Here is a 21,895-nt window from a genome sequence, read left to right on the forward strand (position 1 = left end):
AGGCGCACTGGCCGCCAGCGCAGCTGGCGCCCGCGCCGCCACAGGCGTCGGTGGCGCGGCCTGGCCGGCGGACTCCAGCGGCCGGAACGCCAGCATGCGCAGCAAGCACATTGTGAATCCGGCGTATTCGTCCGGAGCCAGTCCCAGTTCATTGCGTCCGTGCACGGCGATCTGGTAATACAGTTGCACTTCATCGGCCTGCATCTGGCCGGCCAGGCGCAGGATGTCCTCGCGCTCGGGCAGGTCGTCAGGCAAGGCTGCGGGCACGGTCTGCGCCAGCGCAATCCGGTGCAGCAGCGAGCCCATGTCCTGCAGCGCTGCATTGTAGGAAAGGCTGCGCACGGCCATTTCGTCGGCAACGGCCAGCAAACCAGCGCCATCGCCGGCTGCCAGCGCATCGAGCAGGCGCACCAGGTACGACTGGTCGAGCGCGCCCAGCATGCCCTGCACCGCGTCAAGCGTGATATTGCCGCCCGAGTAGGCAATTGCCTGGTCCGTCAGCGACAGCGCATCGCGCATCGATCCCTGGGCGCCGTGCGCCAGCAGCCGCAGTGCGCCGTTGTCGAAACCAATACTTTCCTGGCCGAGGATATTTTCCAGGTGGCCGACGATATGGCCGGGCGGCATCTGCTTGAGATTGAATTGCAGACAGCGCGACAGCACCGTGACCGGAATTTTTTGCGGATCGGTCGTCGCCAGGATGAACTTGACGTGCTCGGGCGGCTCTTCCAGCGTCTTGAGCATCGCGTTGAAGGCGTGGGCGGTCAACATGTGCACTTCATCGATCATGTAGACCTTGTAGCGCGCGCTGGATGGCGCGTAGACCGCCTGCTCCAGAAGTTGCACCATCTCGTCGACGCCGCGATTGGATGCGGCGTCGAGTTCGATATAGTCGACAAAACGGCCGGCATCGATCGAAGTGCAGGCGTCGCACACGCCGCACGGCTGGGCCGTCACGTCACCTTGGCCATCCGCACCCTGGCAATTCAGCGCCTTGGCCAGGATGCGCGACAAGGTGGTCTTGCCAACCCCGCGCGTGCCCGTGAACAGCCAGGCGTGATGCAGGCGCTTTTGCTCCAGTGCATGCGTCAACGCCCGCACCACGTGCTCCTGCCCTACCAGGGTATCGAAACTCCGGGGTCGGTACTTGAGGGCAAGGACTTGATAGGACATGAAGGCGGCAGCAATCCGGAAAGACAATAATCTCCTGCGCATTTTACCTGAGTGACGACGGTGACAGACAGCGATCATCTGCGCCCTGCCATTGCGGCCATGCAGGAACAAGGCAACAATCCGGCAAGGACAACAGGCAAGCGATAATCAGCCCGGATGATTCGATGGCGCAACGACAACGCTGCGCTTCGAAACCGGCACAGGAGGTGCGCAAATGCAGTGGCCAAGCCATGAGGTCGCCAACCAGGCGCCTGTCTTGCAGGACATCAATCTTTATGGCAGCGACCCGGCATTGCAGGAACGCGCCCGGATCGGCTGCGATGCGGGGCAGCAGGCCGCGCTGGGCAGGCTGGGGGCGACGCTGGGCAGCGCCGGCATGCTGGCGCTGGCCGAGGCCGCCAACCGCCATGTTCCGGAATTGCAGGCGTTCGACCGCAACGGCACGCGGATCGACCAGGTCGAGTTCCACCCGAGCTGGCATGCGCTGCTGGCGCAATTGCGCGAGCACGGCATGCAGGCGCGGGCCTGGCTGGAGCCGGGGCCAAACGCCCATCTTGCCCGCGCGGCAAGCTACTACCTGTTTGCCCAGCTTGAGTCCGGCTCGCTGTGCCCGGTGACGATGACGTTTGCCGCCATACCAGTACTACAGAAGGAACCCGCCCTGTTCAGCCAGCTGGCCGACAAGCTGGGGTCGACCGTGCACGACCCGCGCGACCTGCCGCTGGCACAAAAGGAGTCGATCCTGGTCGGCATGGGCATGACTGAAAAGCAGGGGGGATCGGATGTGCGCAGCAACAGCAGCGTGGCCACAGCCATTGCGGCGCAAGGCCGCGGCCATCCCTACCTGATCACCGGCCATAAATGGTTTTTCTCGGCGCCGATGTGCGACGCCCACCTGGTGCTGGCGCGCACTGCACAAGGCCTGTCCTGCTTCTTCGTTCCACGCTGGCGCCCTGACGGCAGCAAGAATCCCGTATTGATCCAGCAACTCAAGGACAAGCTGGGCAACCGATCCAATTCCAGCAGTGAAGTCGAATTCCAGGACGCATGGGCGGTAATGGTCGGCGAGGAAGGGCGTGGCATTCCGACCATCATCGACATGGCCAGCATCACCCGCGTGGATTGCGTGATCGGCAGCGCCGGACTGATGCGGCACGCGCTGGTGCAGGCGATACATCATGCCCGCCACCGCAGCGTATTCGGCAAGCCGCTGGTGCGGCAGCCACTGATGCGCAATGTGCTGTGCGACCTGGCGCTGGAGAGCGAGGCGGCGACCCACCTGATGCTGCGCCTGGCCACTGCGCTCGACCGCGCGGACGATCCGCTGGAGCGCGCCTGGCGCCGCATATTGACGCCCGCCGCAAAATTCTGGATCTGCAAGCGCGCCATTGAATTTACTGGCGAATGCATGGAAGTCTGGGGCGGCAACGGCTATGTCGAGCGCGCACCGATGGCGCGGCTTTACCGCGAAGCGCCGGTCAATTCGATCTGGGAGGGCTCGGGCAATGTCATGTGCCTGGACGTGTTGCGCGCCATCGAGCGCGAGCCGGAAGGATTTGCACGCGTGCTTGATTCGCTGGCAGAAGCGGCACGCCAGCGACCGGAAATGGCGCAGTTGCTGGCGCGGCTGCGGCAAGCCTTGCTGCAGGAGCCGGACCAACGCGAAGCGTCAGCGCGGCGTATTGCGCAGGATCTGGTGTTGCTGGTCCAGTGCCAGCTGATGCTGGAACATGCGCCGGCGTCCAGCGCCGAAGCGTTCATTGCGAGTCGCATCGATGCAGGCAGCGGGCGGGTCTACGGCACCATGCCAGCCGAACACCTGCATGACTCAATGGCAGAAATGGTACTGGAACGCGCGCTGCCGTCTGGCTGAGCGGGCTGGGGAAATAAAAGGGGCGAGCCTTGTCTGCGGCACTTGCGGGAGATGGCTGTGGCTGCTTCGTTCCCGACCTGACCAGGTTGACCACACCACAATGCGCAGGGGCCCGCCTTGAGCGCATTTTACCAGCAAAGATGGCTGCCGGCCCAGCGCCGATTCGATGTTCGCACCGGCAAGATCGCAGCCTTCAAGGCCCCCGCCAGCGAAGCTCGGCCGGCGCGATCGCTGCCGTGTCAGATACCCAGGCTGCCCCACATGGCGTCCACCCTGGCCTTCACCTCATCGGACATGCCGATGGGCGCTCCCCACTCGCGGCTGGTTTCACCTGGCCACTTGTTGGTCGCGTCGATTCCCATCTTGCTGCCCAGGCCGCTGACCGGCGATGCAAAGTCGAGATAGTCGATCGGCGTGTTGTCCACCAGCACCGTATCCCGCACCGGATCGACCCGCGTCGTGATGGCCCAGATCACTTCCTTCCAGTCGCGCGCATTCACATCCTCATCCACCACGACAATGAACTTGGTGTACATGAACTGACGCAAATAACTCCACACGCCAAACATGATCCGCCGCGCATGACCAGGGTAGGACTTCTTGATCTGCACCACCGCCATGCGGTAACTGCAGCCTTCCGGCGGCAAGTAGAAATCGACGATTTCTGGAAACTGCTTCTGCAGCAGCGGAATGAATACTTCATTGAGCGCCAGCCCCAGCACGGCCGGCTCATCCGGGGGCTTGCCGGTGTAGGTTGAATGGTAGATCGGATCGCGCCGCATCGTGATGCGGTCGATCGTGAACACCGGGAAGCTCTCCTGCTCGTTGTAATACCCGGTATGGTCGCCATACGGCCCCTCCAGCGCATGCTCGTAGCCGCTGGGATGCGTCGGGTCCGGATAGATATGCCCTTCCAGCACGATCTCGGCCGAGGCCGGCACCCGCAAGTCGCTGCCGATTGCCTTGACCAGCTCGGTACGGCTACCGCGCAGCAGGCCGGCGAACTGGTACTCCGACAGCGTGTCGGGCACCGGCGTCACCGCGCCAAGAATGGTCGCCGGATCGGCGCCGAGCGCCACCGCGATCGGGTAAGGCTGGCCTTTGGACCTGATCGCATGTTCCCGGAAGTCCAGCGCGCCGCCGCGATGGGCCAGCCAGCGCATGATCACCTTGTTGCGGGCAATGACTTGCTGCCGGTAGATGCCCAGGTTCTGCCGCTTCTTGTTCGGTCCGCGTGTAATGACCAGGCCCCACGTGATCAGCGGGGCGACATCGCCTGGCCAGCAGTGCTGGATCGGCAGCCGGCCGAGGTCCACGTCACCGCCCTCCCACACCACTTCCTGGCAGCGCGCCGTGCGCAGTTCGCGCGGGGCCATATCCCACACCGATTTGACCAGTGCACCCATGCCCATCACGTCGCGCAAACCCTTGGGCGGCTCCGGCTCCTTCAGCTTGGCCAACAGATGTCCGATCTGGCGCAAGTCGGCAATGCTGTCTGCTCCCATGCCCAGTGCAACCCTGCGAGTGGTGCCGAACAGGTTGCCCAGCACCGGCATGGCATGACCGGTCGGCTGCTCGAACAGCAGCGCCGGACCACCCTGCTTCAGGGTACGGTCGCATATTTCAGTCATCTCCAGATGCGGCGAAACCGGCTGCCGCACTCGCTTGAGCTCGCCAATTGATTCCAATTGAGCAATAAAATCCCGCAAATCCGTATATTTCATGTTCTTTGTGCTGCTTCAAAACCCCCGACCGGGAACTACAGGATTATGACAAGTAATTGATTTGGCGGCCAAATATTGCAGTGCGGCGCAGAAGTAAGACATAAAAGTCATGACTTTGTGATTTGATAGTATTGACTTGTTATTTGAGACCTACTTACAATCCGCCCAACTTGATGAGGATGGGTTCCGGTAAGCGGGCCCGTAGTAAGAACCTAGTCAACTCACGGAGCCGCGGGGCTCCATCATTTTGGGAATGTTGTCACGAGGCGTCAGCCTCCACCCCCGTAACGCTTCGTTGGATGCCCTCCTTGCCACTGCAAGCTGCTGAGGCTGAAAACGAAAACGGCGTCTGGTCAAGTTGCGCTGCGCGCACTGTCCAGGCGATTTCTGGTTCGCGACATGGCGGTCTGATCCCCTGCTCCCGGCATTTTTGCCAGTTGCTCGACGGATCTTCTTTGCCGCGAAAGTTCAGGAGGTCGGAACGTGAAACAAGCAGTCAACGCAGTACCGGCATGGTTGCACCGCCATGCCAATCAGGACAATCGTCGTGCGGCGCTGTTGCGCGCCGCCATCCGGACCGGAAAGACCCTGCGCAATGGACTGAGCATTGCCGGGCTGGCCGGCATCACCGCATTTGGCGTGCTTTACTTTAACCCCCATCTGGCCGAAGACCTGATCGCCCTGTCGCCTTTCACGACAGAACAGGCAGAGGGCAGCGACGAAGTGCTCACCGGTGGCGCCATTACCGGCGCCGCGGTGTCGGCATTTGCAGCAAACGCGACGGTAGAAGCCGCCCCGCAAAAGCCGACAAGCGCCATGAAGGCGGATGCGCCGGTCGCCAAACCAGCGCCTGCTCATTCCGAGCAACTGCGCGTAAGCAGCTGGATTGCCAAGCGTTACCGCGTGGCGACGGACGCAGCCGGCATGCTGGTCGGTGCGACCTATTCAACGGCACGCGAAATGCACCTCGACCCGCTATTGATCCTGGCCGTGATTGCCATCGAGTCGCGTTTCAACCCGTTCGCGGAGAGCCCGGTCGGCGCCAAGGGACTGATGCAGGTGATGGCGAACATCCATCGCGATAAATTCCAGCCTCTCGGCGGCGTCCAGGCTGCCCTCAACCCGGTCGCCAATATCAAGGTCGGAGCAACCATCCTGAAAGAGTATGTCAACCGCAGTGGGTCGCTCGAAGGCGGTCTCAAGATGTATGTCGGCGCCGGGAACAACGAAACCGATTCCGGCTACGGCTCCAAAGTGATTGCCGAGTACAACCGCCTGAAGGAAGTGGCGCATGGCGGCAAGCCGGTGCGCAAGACGACCGAGGCAGTGGTGAAATCCCGGCCCGCTCCCGTGCCATTGCCAGGCATCGGCACTCAAGAAGCCAGGAACGAGGAAACGCCGCTCTCCGAGCCGGCCTGAGCAACAGCAGCCCGTTTCGCCGCACGCAGTCAAGCAAATGGCCGCCCCGAGGGCGGCCATTTTCATTTCAGGCCTGCTGCTCCAGCTTCCATGTCTGCGCGCAGGCCCGGCGGACAAATCACGCGATCGTTGAAAGCTCAGCTGACACCGCCCGTCGCGGCGCAGATCCAGTACCGCCCGGACTACGGCGGAAAGCGACCTCGAGGCCGAACAGGCATGCAATCTGATTCAAGGTCTTGACCGTGGGATTACCCGAGCCGCGCTCGATTTCCTTTACCACCCGAAGACTGACACCGCGGTTTTGCGCAAACTCGACCTGTGTCAGGCCGGACATCTGGCGCATCAGCTTGACTGCGTCTTGCAATGACAAATGTCCCGCTTCGATATCGTCATAGAACTGGATCCGCAGTTGACGGGTGACCTCCCGTGAGGCTGCTTTTTTCCGCTTGTCCATATTTAAGCTCCTGCTCCCGATGGGGACAATTCACGCAGTTGCTCCACCTGACGAATGATAGGGTAATGCCGCGCCTGGATGATATCGTCGTCTACCCCGTGCTTGCGCATGACACTTGGCAGTGCTTCGACGCTGTCTGCAAACGCCGACATCTGTTTTCGCACAGCCAGTGCCTCTTTTTCTGGCAGTGATAACGCGTTGAGTACATCGCCCCAATTGGTAAGCTCCCGGCTATCCATGTCCTTCCACCTCAGGGCGCGCGCAATCCCTTCCTTGTCCAGATTCATGGGAGCAAAGTCAAACAAGGGCGCCAGTCTTACATGGTCGCCAATAATCTGCACGGCAGTATTGCGGGCATGATTGTCAGTATTTCCCATTGCCAGATTAAGAACGTCCCTTTTCAGGAATTCAACAGTGGCGGTTTCTGGATCGGAAACGTGTTCGCGTAAAGCAAACAACACCTCATTCTGTGTCGGACGCGCATCAAAACCGACTTGCCCTACCAGTGAAGCCACGCTTTCCTGATGAAAACGCAACACGCGACCCTCGGTAACACACCGATCGAAGCGTTCAATAAAAAGAAAATCATCATGAAGTTGCGGAGGCTCTTCGGTGAAAAGCCCAAGCGCACGGGCGACCCGGACAAACGCCGACTCGTTGCGCAATATCTTCAAGTCGCTGGGATCACGTCCGCGTGGCAACTTCACGAGGAAGTGCTTTGAAGCCAGATGATCTGGCAGTGCGCCATCGGCATGCCATAGCCCATCCAGCCCTAACGTAAACATGAATTTTGGGGCCACGCCTTGTACGCCGGTGGTGCCGGAAGCGAGCATGCCATGCACTTGCAGATACTCGACAAATTCCTCGCGCCGAGCGAGCACTTCTGCAAGCTCGAACCCTCGGTGCCAAATTGCATCGTCGTGACGATCAAGCTGCCTTTGGTAAAAGGCGTTCGCTTCCCGGATCCGAAGGCGACCTACAGGATTGAATGCGCCAGCGCACAGCAACGCCCAGTCAGCTCCAGGGCCATCGACAAGTTTGAGCTCCCCCAGCAAGTACTGCCGACCCTTGCCTTGCGGAATCAGGTCGAACAGGAAAGCCGGCCATTTTGGCTGCCGATAAAAGTCGAAAGTGACGGGATAACGCATGGAAACCCGCGCAGTCTGCTCAAGGGCATACTCCGGATAATATTCGAGGCTGGCTGAGCCGGCCCCGCCCTTTGCCGGACTATCGACATCAAGACGGCAGCATTCGCGCCACGTGCCATCAAGGAAAATCTCTATGCTGCAATGCATACCATCTCCATGGTTTGGCACGTTTATGATGCCATTCATTGGATCTTATATGCTATTTGGGATCTTATATGTAATATTTGATTGGGACACCCCGCCGCTGTTCAGGGCCGGCGCGGTGTCCGGTTTTCAAAGAACGCCGTCATCCGCGCCACGGCGGCGTACAGGTTCTCCATCGACGTCGCGTAGGAAATCCGCAGATAGCGGCGGGCAGTGAAGGGCCCGAAATCCAGTCCGGGCACCAGCACCACACCGGCTTCGTTGAGCAACTCGATCGAAAGCTGGTCGACGTCGTCCGACCAGCGGCTGCAATCGGCATATATATAGAACGCACCGTCGGGCATCACCGGCACCTCAAAGCCCAAGGCCTGCAAGGCAGGCACCAGATAATCGCGGCGGCGGCGGAATTCGTTCCTGCGCTCTTCATACAGATCCAGCGAATCCGGTGTAAAGCAGGCGACGGCAGCATGCTGGGCGATGCTGGAGGGGCAGATGAAGAAGTTCTGGGCCAGCTTTTCGATCTGCTCGACCATCGATGGCGGCACCACCAGCCAGCCCAGGCGCCAGCCTGTCATGTTGAAATATTTCGAGAAACTGTTGATCACGATGACGTCTTCGCCCAGCGACAGCGCCGTTGTCGGCTCGTGGTCGTAGCACAGGCCCTGGTAGATTTCGTCAACGATGATGAAGCCATCGCGCTCCCGAACCGCCTGCACGATCCGTGTCAGTTCGGCATTGGCTATGCTGGTGCCAGTCGGATTGGAGGGCGACGCCAGCAAGACGCCGCGCGTGGCTGGCGTCCATTGCTGCACGACATCGTCCATGCTGAGCTGGAAACGCTGGGACGGCCCGCATTCGACCAGCTTCGCCACGCCGTCAAAGGCGGCGACGAAATGGCGGTTGCACGGGTAACAGGGATCGGGCATCAGCACTTCGCAGCCCGGCTCGACCAATGCGGCACAGGCCAGCAGCAGCGCCGCCGAGGCGCCGGCGGTGACCACGATACGCGCGGGATCGACCTCGACCTGATAGCGCTGCGCATAGTGCCGGGAAATCGCCTGGCGCAGCGCCGGTATGCCGGTGGCCGGTGTGTACTGCATGCGGCCGTTGGCCATCGCATGCGCTGCGGCCTCGATCACGTCCGGCGCGGCAGTGAAATCGGGTTCGCCGATGCCCATGTTGATGATCGAGCGGCCCTCTTTTTCGAGGGCCGCCGCCATCTTGGCCAGTTCCATCACATGGAAGGGGGCAATGTTTTGCAGCCGGCCCGCCAGTTGGGGATGCGTCATGCCCGCTCTCCTGCCGCTGTCACTTGCCAGCGTTGATTTCCGTGTCGCGGATGGTTGCCGCCAGTTTGTCGAGTACGCCGTTGACGTATTTATGCCCATCGACGCCGCCAAACGACTTGGTCAGTTCGACCGCTTCGTTGATGACTACCCGATACGGGATCTCGATATGGTTTTTCAGCTCGTAAGCGCCAATCAGCAATGCCGCATGCTCGACGGGCGAAAGCTGGTCCAGCGGACGATCGATCAGTGGCGACAATACCGCGCGCAATGCGGTTTGCTGGCTGATCGTGTTGTGCAGCAGCGCATGGAAGTGACCGCTGTCGGCCTTGTCGAATCCGTGCGCCTGTCGAATATGCGCATCAATCACAGCAACCTCTTCGTGATTGAGCAGCCATTGATAGACCCCCTGCAACGCAAACTCGCGCGCCCGATGGCGCGGCGTACGGTTCTTGTTGGGATTGGCGTGGTTCGATTTATCAGTCATAAGTGTCCTTGAGGGCAGCGGCCGGTCCGGCAAACCCGCACCAGGCCTGCTGGCCTGGACCGGGCGTGGCGTCAATTGCTGTTATTCCTCTTCAACTTCGGCGAGTTCATCCAGCAGATAGGCGAGGTTCGCCATCTCGATGGCGACCCGGGCAGCGTCGGTGCCCTTCTCGACCATCCGGATTTCCGCCTGCTCATCGTTCTCGGTGGTCAGCACGGCGTTGGCGATCGGAATGCCCGCATCCAGCGATACGCGCGTGATTCCTGCGCCGGATTCATTGGAAACCAGTTCGAAGTGGTAAGTTTCACCACGGATCACGGCGCCAATGGCGATCAAGGCGTCAAACTGTTCGGTTTCGGCCATCTTTTGCAGCGCCAACGGAATTTCCAGCGCGCCGGGGACGGAGACCAGCAAGACGTCGTCATCCTGCACCCCCAGCCGCTTGAGTTCGGCCAGGCAGGCAGCCGCCAGCCCGTGGCAGACGTCGGCGTTGAAGCGCGCCTGTACGACACCAATGCGCAGCCCATTACCTTCCAGGTTGATTTCGAATGTTCCGACGGTCATGGTATTCCTTGGTTCGTTATTATTCCGGACGAGACTGGTAGCCGACAACTTCCAGGTCGAAGCCGGCCATTGAAGGCATTTTGCGAGGATTTGCCAGCAGTTTCATTTTTCCCACACCCAGGTCCTTCAGGATCTGGGCGCCGATGCCGTAAGTGCGCAGATCCATGCGGGCAGCCCGCGCGGGCGGCTTGACTTCCGGGGTGCACAGCGCGGCAAACTGGCTGAACATCTGCTCGGCCGATTCTTCGCAATTGAGCATCACCATGACGCCAGACGGCGCTGCCTGGATCGCCGCCAGCGCGGCGCCAACATTCCAGGAGTGGGTGGTGGTACTGGTTTCGAGCAGGTCGAGTATCGACACGGGCTGGTGCACCCGCACCAGGCTAACGGCTGCGCCAGCGATTTCGCCATGCACCAGCGCCAGGTGGGCGCAACCGCTGGGTTTGTCGCGATAGGCAATCGCGCGGAATGCACCGTGCGGAGTCTGCATGACACGCTCGCCCACGCGCTCGACCATGCTTTCGGTCTGGCTGCGGTAGTGGATCAGGTCCGCGATGGTGCCGATCTTGAGGCCGTGTTCCTGGGCGAATTCGATCAGGTCGGGCAGGCGCGCCATCGTGCCGTCGTCCTTCAGGATTTCGCAGATCACGGATGCCGGCGTCAGTCCGGCGATTTCGGCCAGGTCGCAACCCGCCTCGGTATGGCCGGCGCGCATCAGCACGCCGCCTTTCTGGGCCTTGAGCGGAAAAATGTGGCCGGGCTGGACAATATCCGCCGGCGTGGCGTCGCGCGCCACGGCGACTTGCACGGTCCTTGACCGGTCCGCCGCGGAAATGCCGGTGGTCACGCCTTCAGCCGCTTCGATCGACACGGTGAAATTGGTGCCGTAGGCGGTGCCGTTGCGGCTGGTCATCATTGGCAGGTTGAGCTGCTCGCAACGCTCGGCTGTCAGGGTCAGGCAGATCAGCCCGCGACCGAAGCGCGCCATGAAGTTGATCGCTTCGGGCGTCACGAATTCGGCGGCAAGAACCAGGTCGCCTTCATTTTCACGATCTTCCTCGTCAACGAGGATGACCATGCGGCCGGCGCGCAATTCGCCGACGATCTCTTGGATGGATGATATGGACATGGGAAAGACTTCTTGGAGAGACCGCTATTCTAATTGATTTGCCTGCCCTTCCTGACACCACTTGCGCGGGCCAGGCCGATATAACTGTAAGCCTGGCTTACAGTCCCGGCAAAAATTCTCGTTGGGCTGCCGCACGTGCTTTTGACAAACTGGCACGGATCAACATCAGCATCGGTCCCCGTGTCGGTTCCGCTGGCGCCAACTGGCACCGAGCGCAAGTCAACCTGGAGTGCAATGATGGCAAAAATCCCGATCCAACCCTATAGCGGGTACTTGAACCCCCGATCCAACGACGACGATCCTGCACTGACACACGTAGGCGCCGGCACCCCGGGGGGAGAATACCTGCGCCGGTTCTGGCATCCGATTGCCATGGTCGCCGAACTCAAGGACATGCCGATGCCGATTCGCGTGCTGGGCGAGGACCTGATCCTTTTTCGCGACAAGAGTGGCCGGGTCGGCCTGGTACACAAGCATTGCAGTCATCGCGGTACCTCGCTGGAATACGGCATCATCGGTGAGCGCGGCATTCGCTGCGCCTATCACGGCTGGGCTTATGACGTTGACGGCACGGTGCTTGACACGCCCAGCGAGCCAGCCGGCAGTCGCTTGAAGGAGACGGTTTGCCAAGGCGCATACCGCACGCATGAATCGCATGGCCTGATCTTCACCTACATGGGTCCGCCCGACCAGGTGCCGGAATTCCCGGTCTATGACACCACCGTCTGGCCAGACGACACCGAGTTGGTGCCCCTGAAGCTCGACCTGCCGTGCAACTGGTTGCAGGCACATGAAAACGCCGCCGATCCGATCCATACCGCCTATCTCCATTCGATCGTCACCGGCGTGCAATTCACACCGTCGTTTGCCGCGCTGCCGGTGCTGGAATTTGCAGAAACACCGCTGGGCCTGCTGGCAATCGCGACGCGCCGCTGCGGCGACAACCTGTGGATACGGGCAAGCGATGTGATCCTGCCGAACATGGCGCAATTCGGTACCGGCTTTGTCGATGGCGAAAAAGAAAAATTTGCGCTGACCGCCGCCTTTACCCGCTGGATTACGCCGGTCGACGACACCCATTGCTGGTACATCGGCTGGCGGCAGTTCAACCCGGTGATCGACCCGCGCAATGAAGGCCGAAAAGAAAACATCGGCCGCAACAGGATCGACCTGATGGGCCAGACCGATGAGCGGCCCTACCTTGAGCGCCAGAAAAGTCCGGGCGACTGGGATGCGATCGTCGCGCAAGGGCCGATCGTGAAGCGCACCCACGAGCACCTGAGCTGGACCGACAAGGGCGTGGCCATGTTGCGCCGCCAGTTGCGCGCCGGCATACGCGAGGTGCAGTCAGGCCTTGTTCCCGCTGCGCCACGCAATTACGGCAAAGGCATTGTCCCGACCTATAACAACGAGACCATCCTGTCGGTCCCGCAGAAAGACGGCGATGACAAGTCCCTGCTGCAGTCGTTCGGACACAAGGTTTGCAAAGTCGCGATAGAAAGCGCGCACTTGCCGGTGGGCGAACGCCAACGCCATGTCGAACGTGCCGTGCGCGCCATGCAGGCCAGTGGGGAATTTTATGACGGGCTGTCGCAAGCGCCCGGACAACAACAAGAGGATGCCAATGCCTGACGCGATTTACCATGTTTTCCAGGACGGCCCGGCCATGGTCGCGCCGTACAGCCACGCCGTGCAATCCGGTGACTGGCTTTTCCTGACCGGGCAAATGCCCATCGGCCCGGACGGCTTGGTACCGGAAGGAATCGAGGCGCAAACCCGGACCTGCATCGAGAACCTGCGCGAGGTGATGGAACGCTGCGGCTTTGCCGGCGCAGAGATCCTGCAGGTGCGCGTGTTCCTGACCCGGTTCGACGCCCACTACGAGCGGATGAACGCGGTGTACCAAAGCATGCTGCCGGCGGGGCGCATGCCGGCGCGTACCTGCGTTGGTGTCACCGCCCTGGCCCGTGGCTGCGACGTCGAGATCGACTTCGTCGTACGCAAGACCAGTTAGCCAGCCAATTCGGCAATGGAGTCCAGAGTGGAAGAATTGACATGTGTGCTGCAGGTACAGGCATTGATCGGCGAGTGTCCGCGCTGGCATCCGGAACAGCGGCGGCTCTACTGGGTCGACATCATGGAGCCGTCGCTCAACTGCTTTGACCCGGCAACAGGGAGCAACACAAAATGGAAAATGCCGGAGCGGATCGGCTGCTTCGGGTTTCGGCGCGACGGCGGCCTGATCGCAGGCATGCAGTCGGGTATTTTCATGATCGACCTCGAACCCGAGCTCGTGCTGACCAAAGTGTTTGATTTCGAGCCGAACAATCCGGAGACGCGGTTCAACGACGGGCGCATCGACCCCGGCGGCCGGTTCTGGGCGGGCACTGTGATCGAGAGCATGGACAAGCGCGTCGGCGCACTGTTTCGCTTTGATCCCAATGGCAACTGCACGCGGATGGTGGACGGATTAATTTGCTCCAACGGCCTGGCATTCAGCCCGGACGGCAAGACCATGTATCACTCCGACAGCCGCCAGGACTATGTCTGGGCATGGGACTTCGACCAGCATACCGGCGACATCACCAACCAGCGCGTGTTCCTGCAAATCGACATCCAGGAAGGTCGGCCGGACGGCGCCGCGGTCGACTCAGAGGGCTATTACTGGATCTGTCACGTAGGAGGCTGGCACATTGCCCGCTATACCCCGGAAGGCAAAATAGACCGCGTGATCGGCCTGCCGGCGCAGCGTCCGACCATGTGCGCTTTTGGCGGCGATGACCTGAAGACCCTGTATGTCACGACGGCGCGCAACCCCTTGTCTGCAACGACGCTGGCCAAGCAACCGCTGGCGGGCAGCCTGTTCGCGATGCGCGTGGATGTGCCAGGCTTGCCCGAACCGTTTTTCGGCGCCAGGGATTAGTGAGCGCCATGGAAACAACGACACTGCCCGCCACAAACGCCGCCCCATTCGAGTTTGAAGTCGAACTTGCGTCGAGCAGGCAAGTCATCGGTGTGCCTGCCGGGCAGAGCATTTTGCATGCACTGCGCGCAGCCGGCATCGAGGTGGACAGTTCATGCGAATCCGGTACCTGCGGCACCTGCCAGACCGGCTATCTCAGTGGCACGCCCGACCATCAGGACTTCGTGCTTGATGTGGACGAACAGGAGCGCTTCCTGATGCCCTGCGTATCGCGCTGCAAATCGCCACGCATGGTGCTTGATCTTTAACGCGAGCCGACCTCGCAAACCAGGTCTGACTTCCGTTTGAATCGGTAGCAAAGAACGCGGCAGAACCAGCACCGCGCAGCGATCATTGGTGCCGCACGATCCGACAGTGCGGCTCACCGGTCGCGGGCAAACTGCGCGATGATCCAGTCCCGGAACGTCGCCATCATCGCGCCATTCGGGCTATTGGCTCGCCACGTCAGGTAGTAGCTGAAAGTTCCCGGTGCGTCGATGTCGAACAGCCGCAGCAGCCTGCCCTCGCGCAAATGATCCCGCACCAGCAATGAGCGCGCAAGGGCAACTCCCTGTCCCAGCAAGGCTGCGGCCATGGTGTGGTTGACTTCGTTGAAGGCGAGCGCATTGTCAGGCCCTTCCAGCGGCAAGCCTGCCCGTTCAAACCAGTGCCGCCATGAGATCAGCGAATGCCTCAGCAATGGCAGGGACTTCAGGTTCTGCAAGGTGATGCCGGGATGGTCGACCAGGAATTGCGGGCTGCATACCGGGAAAACCACTTCATCGGACAACTTGATCTTTTCCACACCGCGCCATTCGCCGTCGCCGTAACGCAGGCTCATGTCGACGCCTTCATCATCCTGCAGCGGCATCAAGTCCGGCGTTGCCTCGATATTGAGGACGATCCCCGGATGCTGCTCGCGAAAGTGTGCAAGACGGGGGATCAGCCAGTTTTGCGCAATCGGCGCCATGACTTCCAGTGTCAGCACGTTGGACGGCGCACCCGCCGCGCCCGGATCCGATCCAAACAGGGCTTCCAGGCCGTTGAGCGTCTTGCGAACTTCGTCGGCCAGGCGCTTGCCCGGCTCGGTCAACAGCATCACATGTCCGGAGCGATAGAACAGCGAAAAGCCGACCCGGACCTCAAACGCGCGGATCTGCTGGCTTACCGCGCTATGCGTGATGCACAACTCCTTGGCCGCCGCCGAAAAACCCTGCAAGCGCGCCGCCGCTTCAAAGGTGCGCAACATGGATATCGGCGGAAGCTTCCTGTACATGATTGCTGACCCGTTGAACGATGGATCAAATTTAACAGATTCACTCAGGGAACTTCAGACGGCGTTTTGATAGCTCAGCATCCGCTCCACATACTGCGCGGTATTGTTGAATAGTGTCACAAGCCAGTATCCACGCCACATTGCAGCCAGACTAGCTAAGAATACCGTCAGAAGTAAGGTCATTTCGTGTTTCATTGATTTAGCGAAATTTCGCGCAATCCCGTAGTGTCCCAGATCGGGTTTGGGCGTAGCAAGGTAACTAAGCATTCTTCCCCCAAAGCAGTGGGCGCAACTCGCTGACCAATTCATCCAATTGCGGCGCCTGCAGCTTGTTCTTGCCAAGAAACGCCTTCCATTGCTGAATCTTTGCACTGTCGTGCGTAAATGCGTCGGACAAACCCGGCGGCAGCTCGTGCGGCATTGGGGTTCCCCGTCGCGCGAAAGTCGCAGTAATGGCTTCCTGCAAGATGTTGGGGTCAAAAGGTACATGCTTTGCCAGCACCCAAAGATCAAAATAGTCTTTGAGTCGGGTGTTTATCATGCCAAGGCTGACCATCGCCTGGTACTTCTCTGCGACGACGGTATAGGCTGGATAGCTCATGGCTTGGCCCCCAGGGCTTCCATGTAAGGGCGCATAACGTTCGCTACCCGACAAATCTGTGCGTAGCGCCAGAGTTCGTCCATGGTGACGCGCCGTGCCGCCCATGCTTCATGCAGTGCTTCCAGCGCCACCTCCAGCCCTAGCTTATTGCGAAACTTGAAACAATCGACCACCGTCTTCGCCACGCAGAACACGCGCACGCTCGCTCCGGCGACATTCGCGCTTTCTATTCCGACAGTCATGGCTTGACCGGACATATGGACCACACGAAGAGGCGGATAGTCGAGCTTCGGCGGGTGTGCTTTATGGGGGATTGCCAGCCAAATTTCAGAAGATTGCTGGGTAGTTAGCTCATGGAAGCGCAGGGCAGAAATCAGGCATACCACGCCTTGCTCGCTCCTTGCAGACACTTCGGCCAGCGCTCCATTTTCCGAAAATGGTCTCTCTGGCAGCGCGTATAGACCGCGTCCAAGCTTCGACAGAAGCCCTTTACGAACGAGCGTTGCCAACGTAACACGCGACTCTCCAGCTGCGGACACATCACGCGTGCGCAGCACGCCCTTGCTGCTTGCAAGATTCAAAATGGAATGCTGTGACCTGGTTATCATGACGCCGATTTTATACAAATATGCGGCATATATCAAAATATGCCGCATATTTGTATAAATCCGATGTGATCGGCGTCGGCATTCACCGGATTCGCCCAGAGCCGCCGCCATCCTCGCGCAGGCCGCCAAAATCAGAGGCTCGTTGCTCCATTTGCATGAGGTCCAATTACGCTGCGGCGCAAGCTCACCCCGCTTGCAATCACGATCTGTAGCCGGATTGAGACGTGGAAAGCATCCGCTCCACATACCGGGCAATTACATCGACAACTGTGTAAGTGTTTGATTTTATTAGCAATATTAATTGTATATCCAAAAATACCGTCAAAAACACCGCGAATTATCGGCGGTGCGATTAGACGGTACTAGACCGCAACCTACGACTAGAGATGAGGCTTCCGGACCAATGCGCTAAGCGAGGCGGGTGCAGGACGGGCAAACACTGAACAGCGTTTAGTATCATCCCGCAGGGACGCCCCAGGCTTGTGCTCAGCAAGCACGCGCAAGTCGGTGCGAGTATCGGGCGAGCGTTTGTCTCGTCATTGCACACTCACGACTTTACTCCCGATGTTTGAAGGGCTATTTCATTCCTCACAGCATCAAGCTGCATCTCAGTCCCGTGCCCTCTACATGTTGTCGCCATATGCATCGTGCAGCAGTTAGACTCAAGGGCAGCGAATAAAAGGCTATACCGCCGTGGAAATAATAGGGCACCTTTCGTTTTCTATTTTTCAGAAGACCGCGCGAAAGGAAGACCGTCGACGACATACCCAGCTGGGAAAGATCGACCTGGTCATAGACGCCACAGGTGAGGAATCTCTTGGGCACTGGCTTTGCAGCCGCTATCGGGCTCCCACGCCGATCGAAGGGTTAGGAACGGCTGTTCGTGCACTTCTGCGAACGAACGTATCCGGTGCGTGCTACCGATGCCAAGGGCCATCAGCAGAAGCGGCGAACTTCGTTGGACCCTTGATCCTCTCCCTACCATCTTGGCGGGCCATGAGCGCCCACGCAGTGTAAGGTGCAGTACACCCCACACGGCCGATAAACATTGGGGTAGAATTCTTGGTATGCGACGCCTGTTTCTCATCCTCATGCTGCTAATCTTGCCCGTCCAAGTTTCTTGGGGGGCGGCGAGCGTTTATTGCAATCATGAGAGCGGCGCCGCTGCGAAACACTTCGGCCATCATAGCCATCAACACAAGGCAGAGCCGGACGATAATAAGAGTAGCAAATCTATTTTTGTTGTCGACGCCGACTGCGCTTTTTGCCAGTTCGGTAATACAGGGATGCTCGCCATTCCCGCACCTGCGTTGCTCTCGATCTCCCCTCAAACGGAATCTTCGTTCCTGAGTGCCGACTCGGTTGCGACCACCCGCCCCGAACGGCCAGAACGGCCGAAATGGGACCGTGCCGCTTAATCCGGCACGCGACCTCTTCTCTATTCAGCGCCTTATACGATAGTTTGCAGCGCGTTTTGCCGGATTCCTTTGTTCGTTCCTCAAGGAGAATTCGATGCAAAAGCTGTTATTGCCGCTTGGGCTTGCGGCCCTAGTTCATTTCCCGATTTCGGCGCACGCGCAGGCCAACTCCTGGGCGAGTCCGCTGCCCGGGGAAAACGCCGCTTCGCGCATTCTGCAGCCCAGCGGATCCCTGACCTTGGCCGCCGCACTCGAGCTGGCCATGCGATCCAATCCAGACCTCGCCGTCGCCCAGCGCGAGGTGGAGGCATCAAGCGGCGGGGTCCGCCAAGCCGGCATTATGCCGAACCCGGACATTACCGCGCTGGTCGAGGATCGCAACAAGGCAACGCGCACGACGACTCTGCAAATCAACCAGCCAATTGAGCTTTTCGGAAAACGATCGTCCCGCATCACTGCAGCTGAACGCGGCCGGGATGCTGCAGAAGTTGAGCTCGATGCCAAGCGTGCCGACATACGGGCCACCGTGGCAGCCGCCTTTTATACCTTGCTCTCGACTCAAGAGCGCCATCGCCTGGCGCAAGCGTCGGTCGAACTAGCGCAACTTGCTACCAACGCGGCCTCCAAGCGAGTCATCGCCGGCAAAGTCTCGCCGGTCGAAGAAACCAGGGCTCGCGTAGCCGAGTCCGGCATGCGCATCGATTTGGCCCAAGCCGTGAGCGAACTAGTAACCGCCCGCAGGCGATTAGCGGCGACTTGGGGCAGCAATTCTCCAGTATTTGATCGCGCCGCCGGTCAAGTTGATGCGCTGCCTGAAGTGGCAACCTTGTCCACCCTCATACGACAATTGGAAGACTCCCCAAACTTGCAGCGTGCGCGGCTCGAAGTCGATCGGCGGCAAGCCTTGGCGCGCGTGGAGAGCGCAAAGCAAATCCCGAATGTCACGGTGAGCGTGGGCGCTAAGCGCGATGAGCAACTAGGGCGCAACCAAGCCATTCTCGGCCTATCCGTTCCACTGCCGCTATTCGATCGCAACCAGGGCAACCTGCAGGAGGCCTTGAGCCGTACCGACAAGGCGCGCGATGAGCTGACAGCAACCAAGGTCAGGTTGCGCAACGAACTGGCCCAGCAGCACGAACGGCTCACTACTGCCCGCGCCGAAGTCGACATGCTCCAGCGCGACGTATTACCCGGCGCACAAAGCGCCTATGAAGCCGCCACCAAGGGATTCGAATTCGGCAAGTTCGGCTTCCTCGATGTCCTGGATGCCCAGCGCACCTTGTTTCAGTCGCGTTCGCAGTTGCTACGTACCTTGACCGAGGTGCACCTTGTGGCAGCAGAAATCGAACGACTCGTCGGTTCGACCGCCGCCCTGAATCCCGGCCTCTCCCTCAAGACCGCCAAGCCTTAGGACCACCCATGAAAAAATCAAATCTGGACAAAAAGCAGCTACGTGCAGTCATCGCGATCATCGTCGTCGGATTTCTGCTAGGCGCATTAATTCTCTTTATCAGCAAATCAAAGACGGCCGGGCCGACCGGGGCTCCAAGCGGTCCAGCACAAGCGGCCGGCCACGCGGACGTCGAGCACCACGGCGGCAACGCCGGTGCAGGACACACCGATGGCAAACAACGCGGCGACACCGAACACCGCGGCGAGAATGCAGCCAAAGGCCCGCATGGCGGCACCCTGTTTACCGAAGGCGATTTAGGGGTAGAGGTGACACTGGCAGAAGCGGGAGGAGAGTCGCGCCTGGGCGTGTGGCTCTTCGAAAAGACGAAGCCGTTGGCACCGGCTTCGGCCATGGTGTCGGCGACTATCGTGCGTCCTAATGGCGAAAAAATGGAAGTCGCGTTTGCGCCGAACAAGGATGGCCTTGCGAGTACCGTTCCAATAGCAGAGCCACACATGTTCGAAGCGACTATCGCCGTTCGGCGGGGCAAGGAAGTCTTCGTGTCCACGTTCAACCTGGAAGAAGGCAAAGTAAGACTGGCTGAGGCGCAAATCAAGGCGGCGGGCATTACGGTTCAGAATGCCGGACCAGCCCGCATTGCCAGTTCGTTGCAATTACCGGGTGAGATCAAGTTCAACGAAGACCGCACTGCACACGTAGTACCTCGTCTATCGGGTGTCGTCGAAGCCGTACCGGCAACGCTCGGTCAATTGGTCAAGAAAGGGCAGGTCTTGGCGGTAATCGCCAGCACGCAATTGTCAGAACAACGCAGTGAACTCCTCTCCGCCCAAAAGCGCTTGGCGTTGGCGCAATTGACCCACAATCGCGAAAAAAAGCTGTGGGAAGAAAAAGTCTCCGCTGAACAGGATTATTTGCAGGCTCAGCAATCGCTGCGCGAAGCCGAAATCGCGGCGCAAAACGCGCGCCAGAAGTTGGTTGCCCTGGGTGCTGCCAGTGAAACGCGTGGGCCGTTAAGCCGCTACGAGTTGCGCGCGCCCTTTGATGGCATGGTAGTAGAGAAGCACATCACCTTGGGCGAAGCGGTCAAGGAAGATGCCAACGTCTTCACGATTTCGGACCTGTCCATGGTGTGGGCCGAGATCACCGTGCCAGCCAAGGATTTGAACACGGTCCGCGTCGGTGAGCGGGCTACGATCAACGCCACCACGATGGATTCCAAAGCCACCGGCACCATTTCCTATGTGGGCGCATTGCTGGGCGAACAAACGCGCACGGCAAAAGCGCGGGTGACGTTGCCGAACCCGCAAATGGCCTGGCGGCCAGGCCTCTTTGTAAACGTGGAATTGGTTTCAAGTGAGGCGGATGTGCCGGTTACGGTGTCGATGGACGCGATTCAAAGCGTCAAGGACAAGCCGACCGTCTTCGTGCGCGTTGCCGGAGGTTTCTTTCCGCAACCGGTGGTGACCGGTCGTACAAATGGCAAGCAAGTCGAAATCATAAAAGGCTTGAGTGCAGGCATCCAATACGCCGCAGCCGGCAGCTTCGTCATCAAGTCGGAGCTGGGTAAAGGCAGCGCAACTCATCAACATTAAGCGAGACCGACACTATGTTTGAACGGATCATTCGCTTTTCAATTGAGCACCGATGGCTAGTGATGTTGGCCGTCGTTGCGATGACCGCGATTGGCATCTTCAGTTACCAAAAGCTGCCGATCGATGCGGTACCTGACATCACCAATGTGCAGGTGCAGATCAATACCGCCGCACCTGGTTATTCGCCACTGGAAGCCGAGCAGCGCATTACCTTTCCGATTGAGACCGCTATGTCCGGCCTGCCGCGTCTGGAGCAGACCCGGTCGCTGTCGCGTTATGGCCTATCGCAGGTGACGGTGATTTTTAAGGACGGCACCGACATCTACTTTGCGCGCCAGCTCGTCAACCAACGCATCCAGGAAGCCAGAGAACGACTGCCCGCCGGCATCACGCCATCGATGGGACCAATCTCCACAGGTCTGGGCGAAATTTATCTATGGACGGTAGAAGCCAAGGAAGGCGCTAAAAAGCCGGACGGCTCGCCCTACACCCCCACCGACCTGCGTGAAATACAGGACTGGATCATCAAGCCACAACTGCGCAATGTGGCGGGCGTGACCGAGATAAATTCCATTGGGGGTTACACCAAGGAATATCACGTCGCGCCGAACCCCGCCCGATTG

The 21,895-nt window shown here is 59.8% G+C and carries 20 protein-coding genes and 1 other RNA gene; 9 read left to right on the forward strand and 12 right to left on the reverse strand.

Translation table 11 applies throughout. From position 1 onward, the window contains the following. Positions 1 to 1,173 (reverse strand): DNA polymerase III subunit gamma/tau (gene dnaX / locus Q7T64_RS09035; RefSeq protein ID WP_304794650.1); only part of this gene is annotated, 1,173 nt, incomplete at its 3' end. 214 nt (positions 1,174 to 1,387) lie between these two features. Between dnaX and Q7T64_RS09040 the strand changes: the two genes are divergently transcribed. Continuing rightward, a complete protein-coding gene (locus tag Q7T64_RS09040) occupies positions 1,388 to 3,046 on the forward strand; it encodes an isovaleryl-CoA dehydrogenase (protein ID WP_304794653.1) in 1,659 nt (552 codons plus the stop codon). Between the two features lie 18 nt (positions 3,047 to 3,064). On the opposite strand, the gene ffs is transcribed toward Q7T64_RS09040, so the two are convergent. Both ffs and ubiD read right to left on the reverse strand, forming a co-directional pair. Further along, an RNA gene (gene ffs / locus Q7T64_RS09045) (signal recognition particle sRNA small type) lies at positions 3,065 to 3,163 on the reverse strand. Positions 3,164 to 3,285: 122 nt separating this feature from the next. Continuing rightward, positions 3,286 to 4,770, reverse strand: coding sequence for a 4-hydroxy-3-polyprenylbenzoate decarboxylase (gene ubiD / locus Q7T64_RS09050; protein WP_304794656.1), 1,485 nt, complete (start codon positions 4,768 to 4,770; stop codon positions 3,286 to 3,288). A 483-nt stretch (positions 4,771 to 5,253) separates the two neighbouring features. Between ubiD and Q7T64_RS09055 the strand changes: the two genes are divergently transcribed. Continuing rightward, positions 5,254 to 6,189: a transglycosylase SLT domain-containing protein gene (locus Q7T64_RS09055; RefSeq protein WP_304794659.1), complete on the forward strand. Its 936-nt coding sequence runs from the start codon at positions 5,254 to 5,256 to the stop codon at positions 6,187 to 6,189. Between the two features lie 118 nt (positions 6,190 to 6,307). Here the strand turns inward: Q7T64_RS09055 and Q7T64_RS09060 are convergent, their stop codons facing one another. From Q7T64_RS09060 to ribBA, 6 genes are all read right to left on the reverse strand, one after another. Then, positions 6,308 to 6,643: a helix-turn-helix domain-containing protein gene (locus tag Q7T64_RS09060; RefSeq protein WP_304794662.1), complete on the reverse strand. Its 336-nt coding sequence runs from the start codon at positions 6,641 to 6,643 to the stop codon at positions 6,308 to 6,310. A 2-nt stretch (positions 6,644 to 6,645) separates the two neighbouring features. Then, positions 6,646 to 7,977 carry a type II toxin-antitoxin system HipA family toxin gene (locus tag Q7T64_RS09065; RefSeq protein ID WP_304794665.1) on the reverse strand — a complete coding sequence of 444 codons (1,332 nt, stop codon included), beginning with the start codon at positions 7,975 to 7,977 and terminating at the stop codon, positions 6,646 to 6,648. Between the two features lie 62 nt (positions 7,978 to 8,039). Continuing rightward, positions 8,040 to 9,224, reverse strand: coding sequence for a pyridoxal phosphate-dependent aminotransferase (locus Q7T64_RS09070; protein ID WP_304794668.1), 1,185 nt, complete (start codon positions 9,222 to 9,224; stop codon positions 8,040 to 8,042). A gap of 19 nt (positions 9,225 to 9,243) precedes the next feature. Beyond that, positions 9,244 to 9,708, reverse strand: coding sequence for a transcription antitermination factor NusB (gene nusB, locus Q7T64_RS09075; protein ID WP_304794671.1), 465 nt, complete (start codon positions 9,706 to 9,708; stop codon positions 9,244 to 9,246). A gap of 81 nt (positions 9,709 to 9,789) precedes the next feature. Then, a complete protein-coding gene (gene ribH, locus Q7T64_RS09080) occupies positions 9,790 to 10,272 on the reverse strand; it encodes a 6,7-dimethyl-8-ribityllumazine synthase (protein ID WP_304794674.1) in 483 nt (160 codons plus the stop codon). Positions 10,273 to 10,291: 19 nt separating this feature from the next. After that, positions 10,292 to 11,401, reverse strand: coding sequence for a bifunctional 3,4-dihydroxy-2-butanone-4-phosphate synthase/GTP cyclohydrolase II (ribBA, locus tag Q7T64_RS09085; protein WP_304794678.1), 1,110 nt, complete (start codon positions 11,399 to 11,401; stop codon positions 10,292 to 10,294). A gap of 237 nt (positions 11,402 to 11,638) precedes the next feature. On the opposite strand from ribBA, the gene Q7T64_RS09090 reads away from it, so the two are divergent. The 4 genes from Q7T64_RS09090 to Q7T64_RS09105 are packed head-to-tail and all read left to right on the forward strand — an operon-like array spanning position 11,639 to position 14,632. Continuing rightward, positions 11,639 to 13,033, forward strand: coding sequence for an aromatic ring-hydroxylating dioxygenase subunit alpha (locus tag Q7T64_RS09090; protein WP_304794681.1), 1,395 nt, complete (start codon positions 11,639 to 11,641; stop codon positions 13,031 to 13,033). Beyond that, positions 13,026 to 13,415 carry a RidA family protein gene (locus Q7T64_RS09095; protein WP_304794684.1) on the forward strand — a complete coding sequence of 130 codons (390 nt, stop codon included), beginning with the start codon at positions 13,026 to 13,028 and terminating at the stop codon, positions 13,413 to 13,415. The genes Q7T64_RS09090 and Q7T64_RS09095 overlap by 8 nt, the downstream gene beginning before the upstream one ends. Before the next feature lie 27 nt (positions 13,416 to 13,442). Then, positions 13,443 to 14,324: an SMP-30/gluconolactonase/LRE family protein gene (locus tag Q7T64_RS09100; RefSeq protein WP_304794688.1), complete on the forward strand. Its 882-nt coding sequence runs from the start codon at positions 13,443 to 13,445 to the stop codon at positions 14,322 to 14,324. A gap of 8 nt (positions 14,325 to 14,332) precedes the next feature. Continuing rightward, the gene (locus tag Q7T64_RS09105) at positions 14,333 to 14,632 is read left to right on the forward strand and encodes a 2Fe-2S iron-sulfur cluster binding domain-containing protein (RefSeq protein WP_304794691.1); all 300 of its coding nucleotides are present in this window, start codon (positions 14,333 to 14,335) and stop codon (positions 14,630 to 14,632) included. 113 nt (positions 14,633 to 14,745) lie between these two features. Here the strand turns inward: Q7T64_RS09105 and Q7T64_RS09110 are convergent, their stop codons facing one another. The 3 genes from Q7T64_RS09110 to Q7T64_RS09120 all read right to left on the reverse strand — a co-directional run bounded on the left by Q7T64_RS09110 (position 14,746) and on the right by Q7T64_RS09120 (position 16,848). Beyond that, positions 14,746 to 15,612, reverse strand: coding sequence for a LysR substrate-binding domain-containing protein (locus Q7T64_RS09110; protein ID WP_304794694.1), 867 nt, complete (start codon positions 15,610 to 15,612; stop codon positions 14,746 to 14,748). 286 nt (positions 15,613 to 15,898) lie between these two features. Further along, positions 15,899 to 16,240: a nucleotidyl transferase AbiEii/AbiGii toxin family protein gene (locus tag Q7T64_RS09115; protein ID WP_304794699.1), complete on the reverse strand. Its 342-nt coding sequence runs from the start codon at positions 16,238 to 16,240 to the stop codon at positions 15,899 to 15,901. After that, entirely contained in the window at positions 16,237 to 16,848 is a 612-nt protein-coding gene (locus tag Q7T64_RS09120; RefSeq protein ID WP_304794709.1) for a type IV toxin-antitoxin system AbiEi family antitoxin domain-containing protein, read from the reverse strand. The genes Q7T64_RS09115 and Q7T64_RS09120 overlap by 4 nt, the downstream gene beginning before the upstream one ends. Positions 16,849 to 18,360: 1,512 nt before the next feature. Between Q7T64_RS09120 and Q7T64_RS09125 the strand changes: the two genes are divergently transcribed. The 3 genes from Q7T64_RS09125 to Q7T64_RS09135 all read left to right on the forward strand — a co-directional run. Then, entirely contained in the window at positions 18,361 to 19,677 is a 1,317-nt protein-coding gene (locus tag Q7T64_RS09125) for a TolC family protein (protein ID WP_304794702.1), read from the forward strand. Positions 19,678 to 19,685: 8 nt separating this feature from the next. Continuing rightward, positions 19,686 to 21,272: an efflux RND transporter periplasmic adaptor subunit gene (locus tag Q7T64_RS09130; RefSeq protein ID WP_304794703.1), complete on the forward strand. Its 1,587-nt coding sequence runs from the start codon at positions 19,686 to 19,688 to the stop codon at positions 21,270 to 21,272. 14 nt (positions 21,273 to 21,286) lie between these two features. Next, positions 21,287 to 21,895, forward strand: a 609-nt coding sequence (locus Q7T64_RS09135) for an efflux RND transporter permease subunit (protein WP_304794707.1), incomplete at its 3' end; no start/stop codon positions are given.

The organism is Lacisediminimonas sp. (assembly GCF_030645335.1).
Classification (GTDB): domain Bacteria; phylum Pseudomonadota; class Gammaproteobacteria; order Burkholderiales; family Burkholderiaceae_D; genus Lacisediminimonas.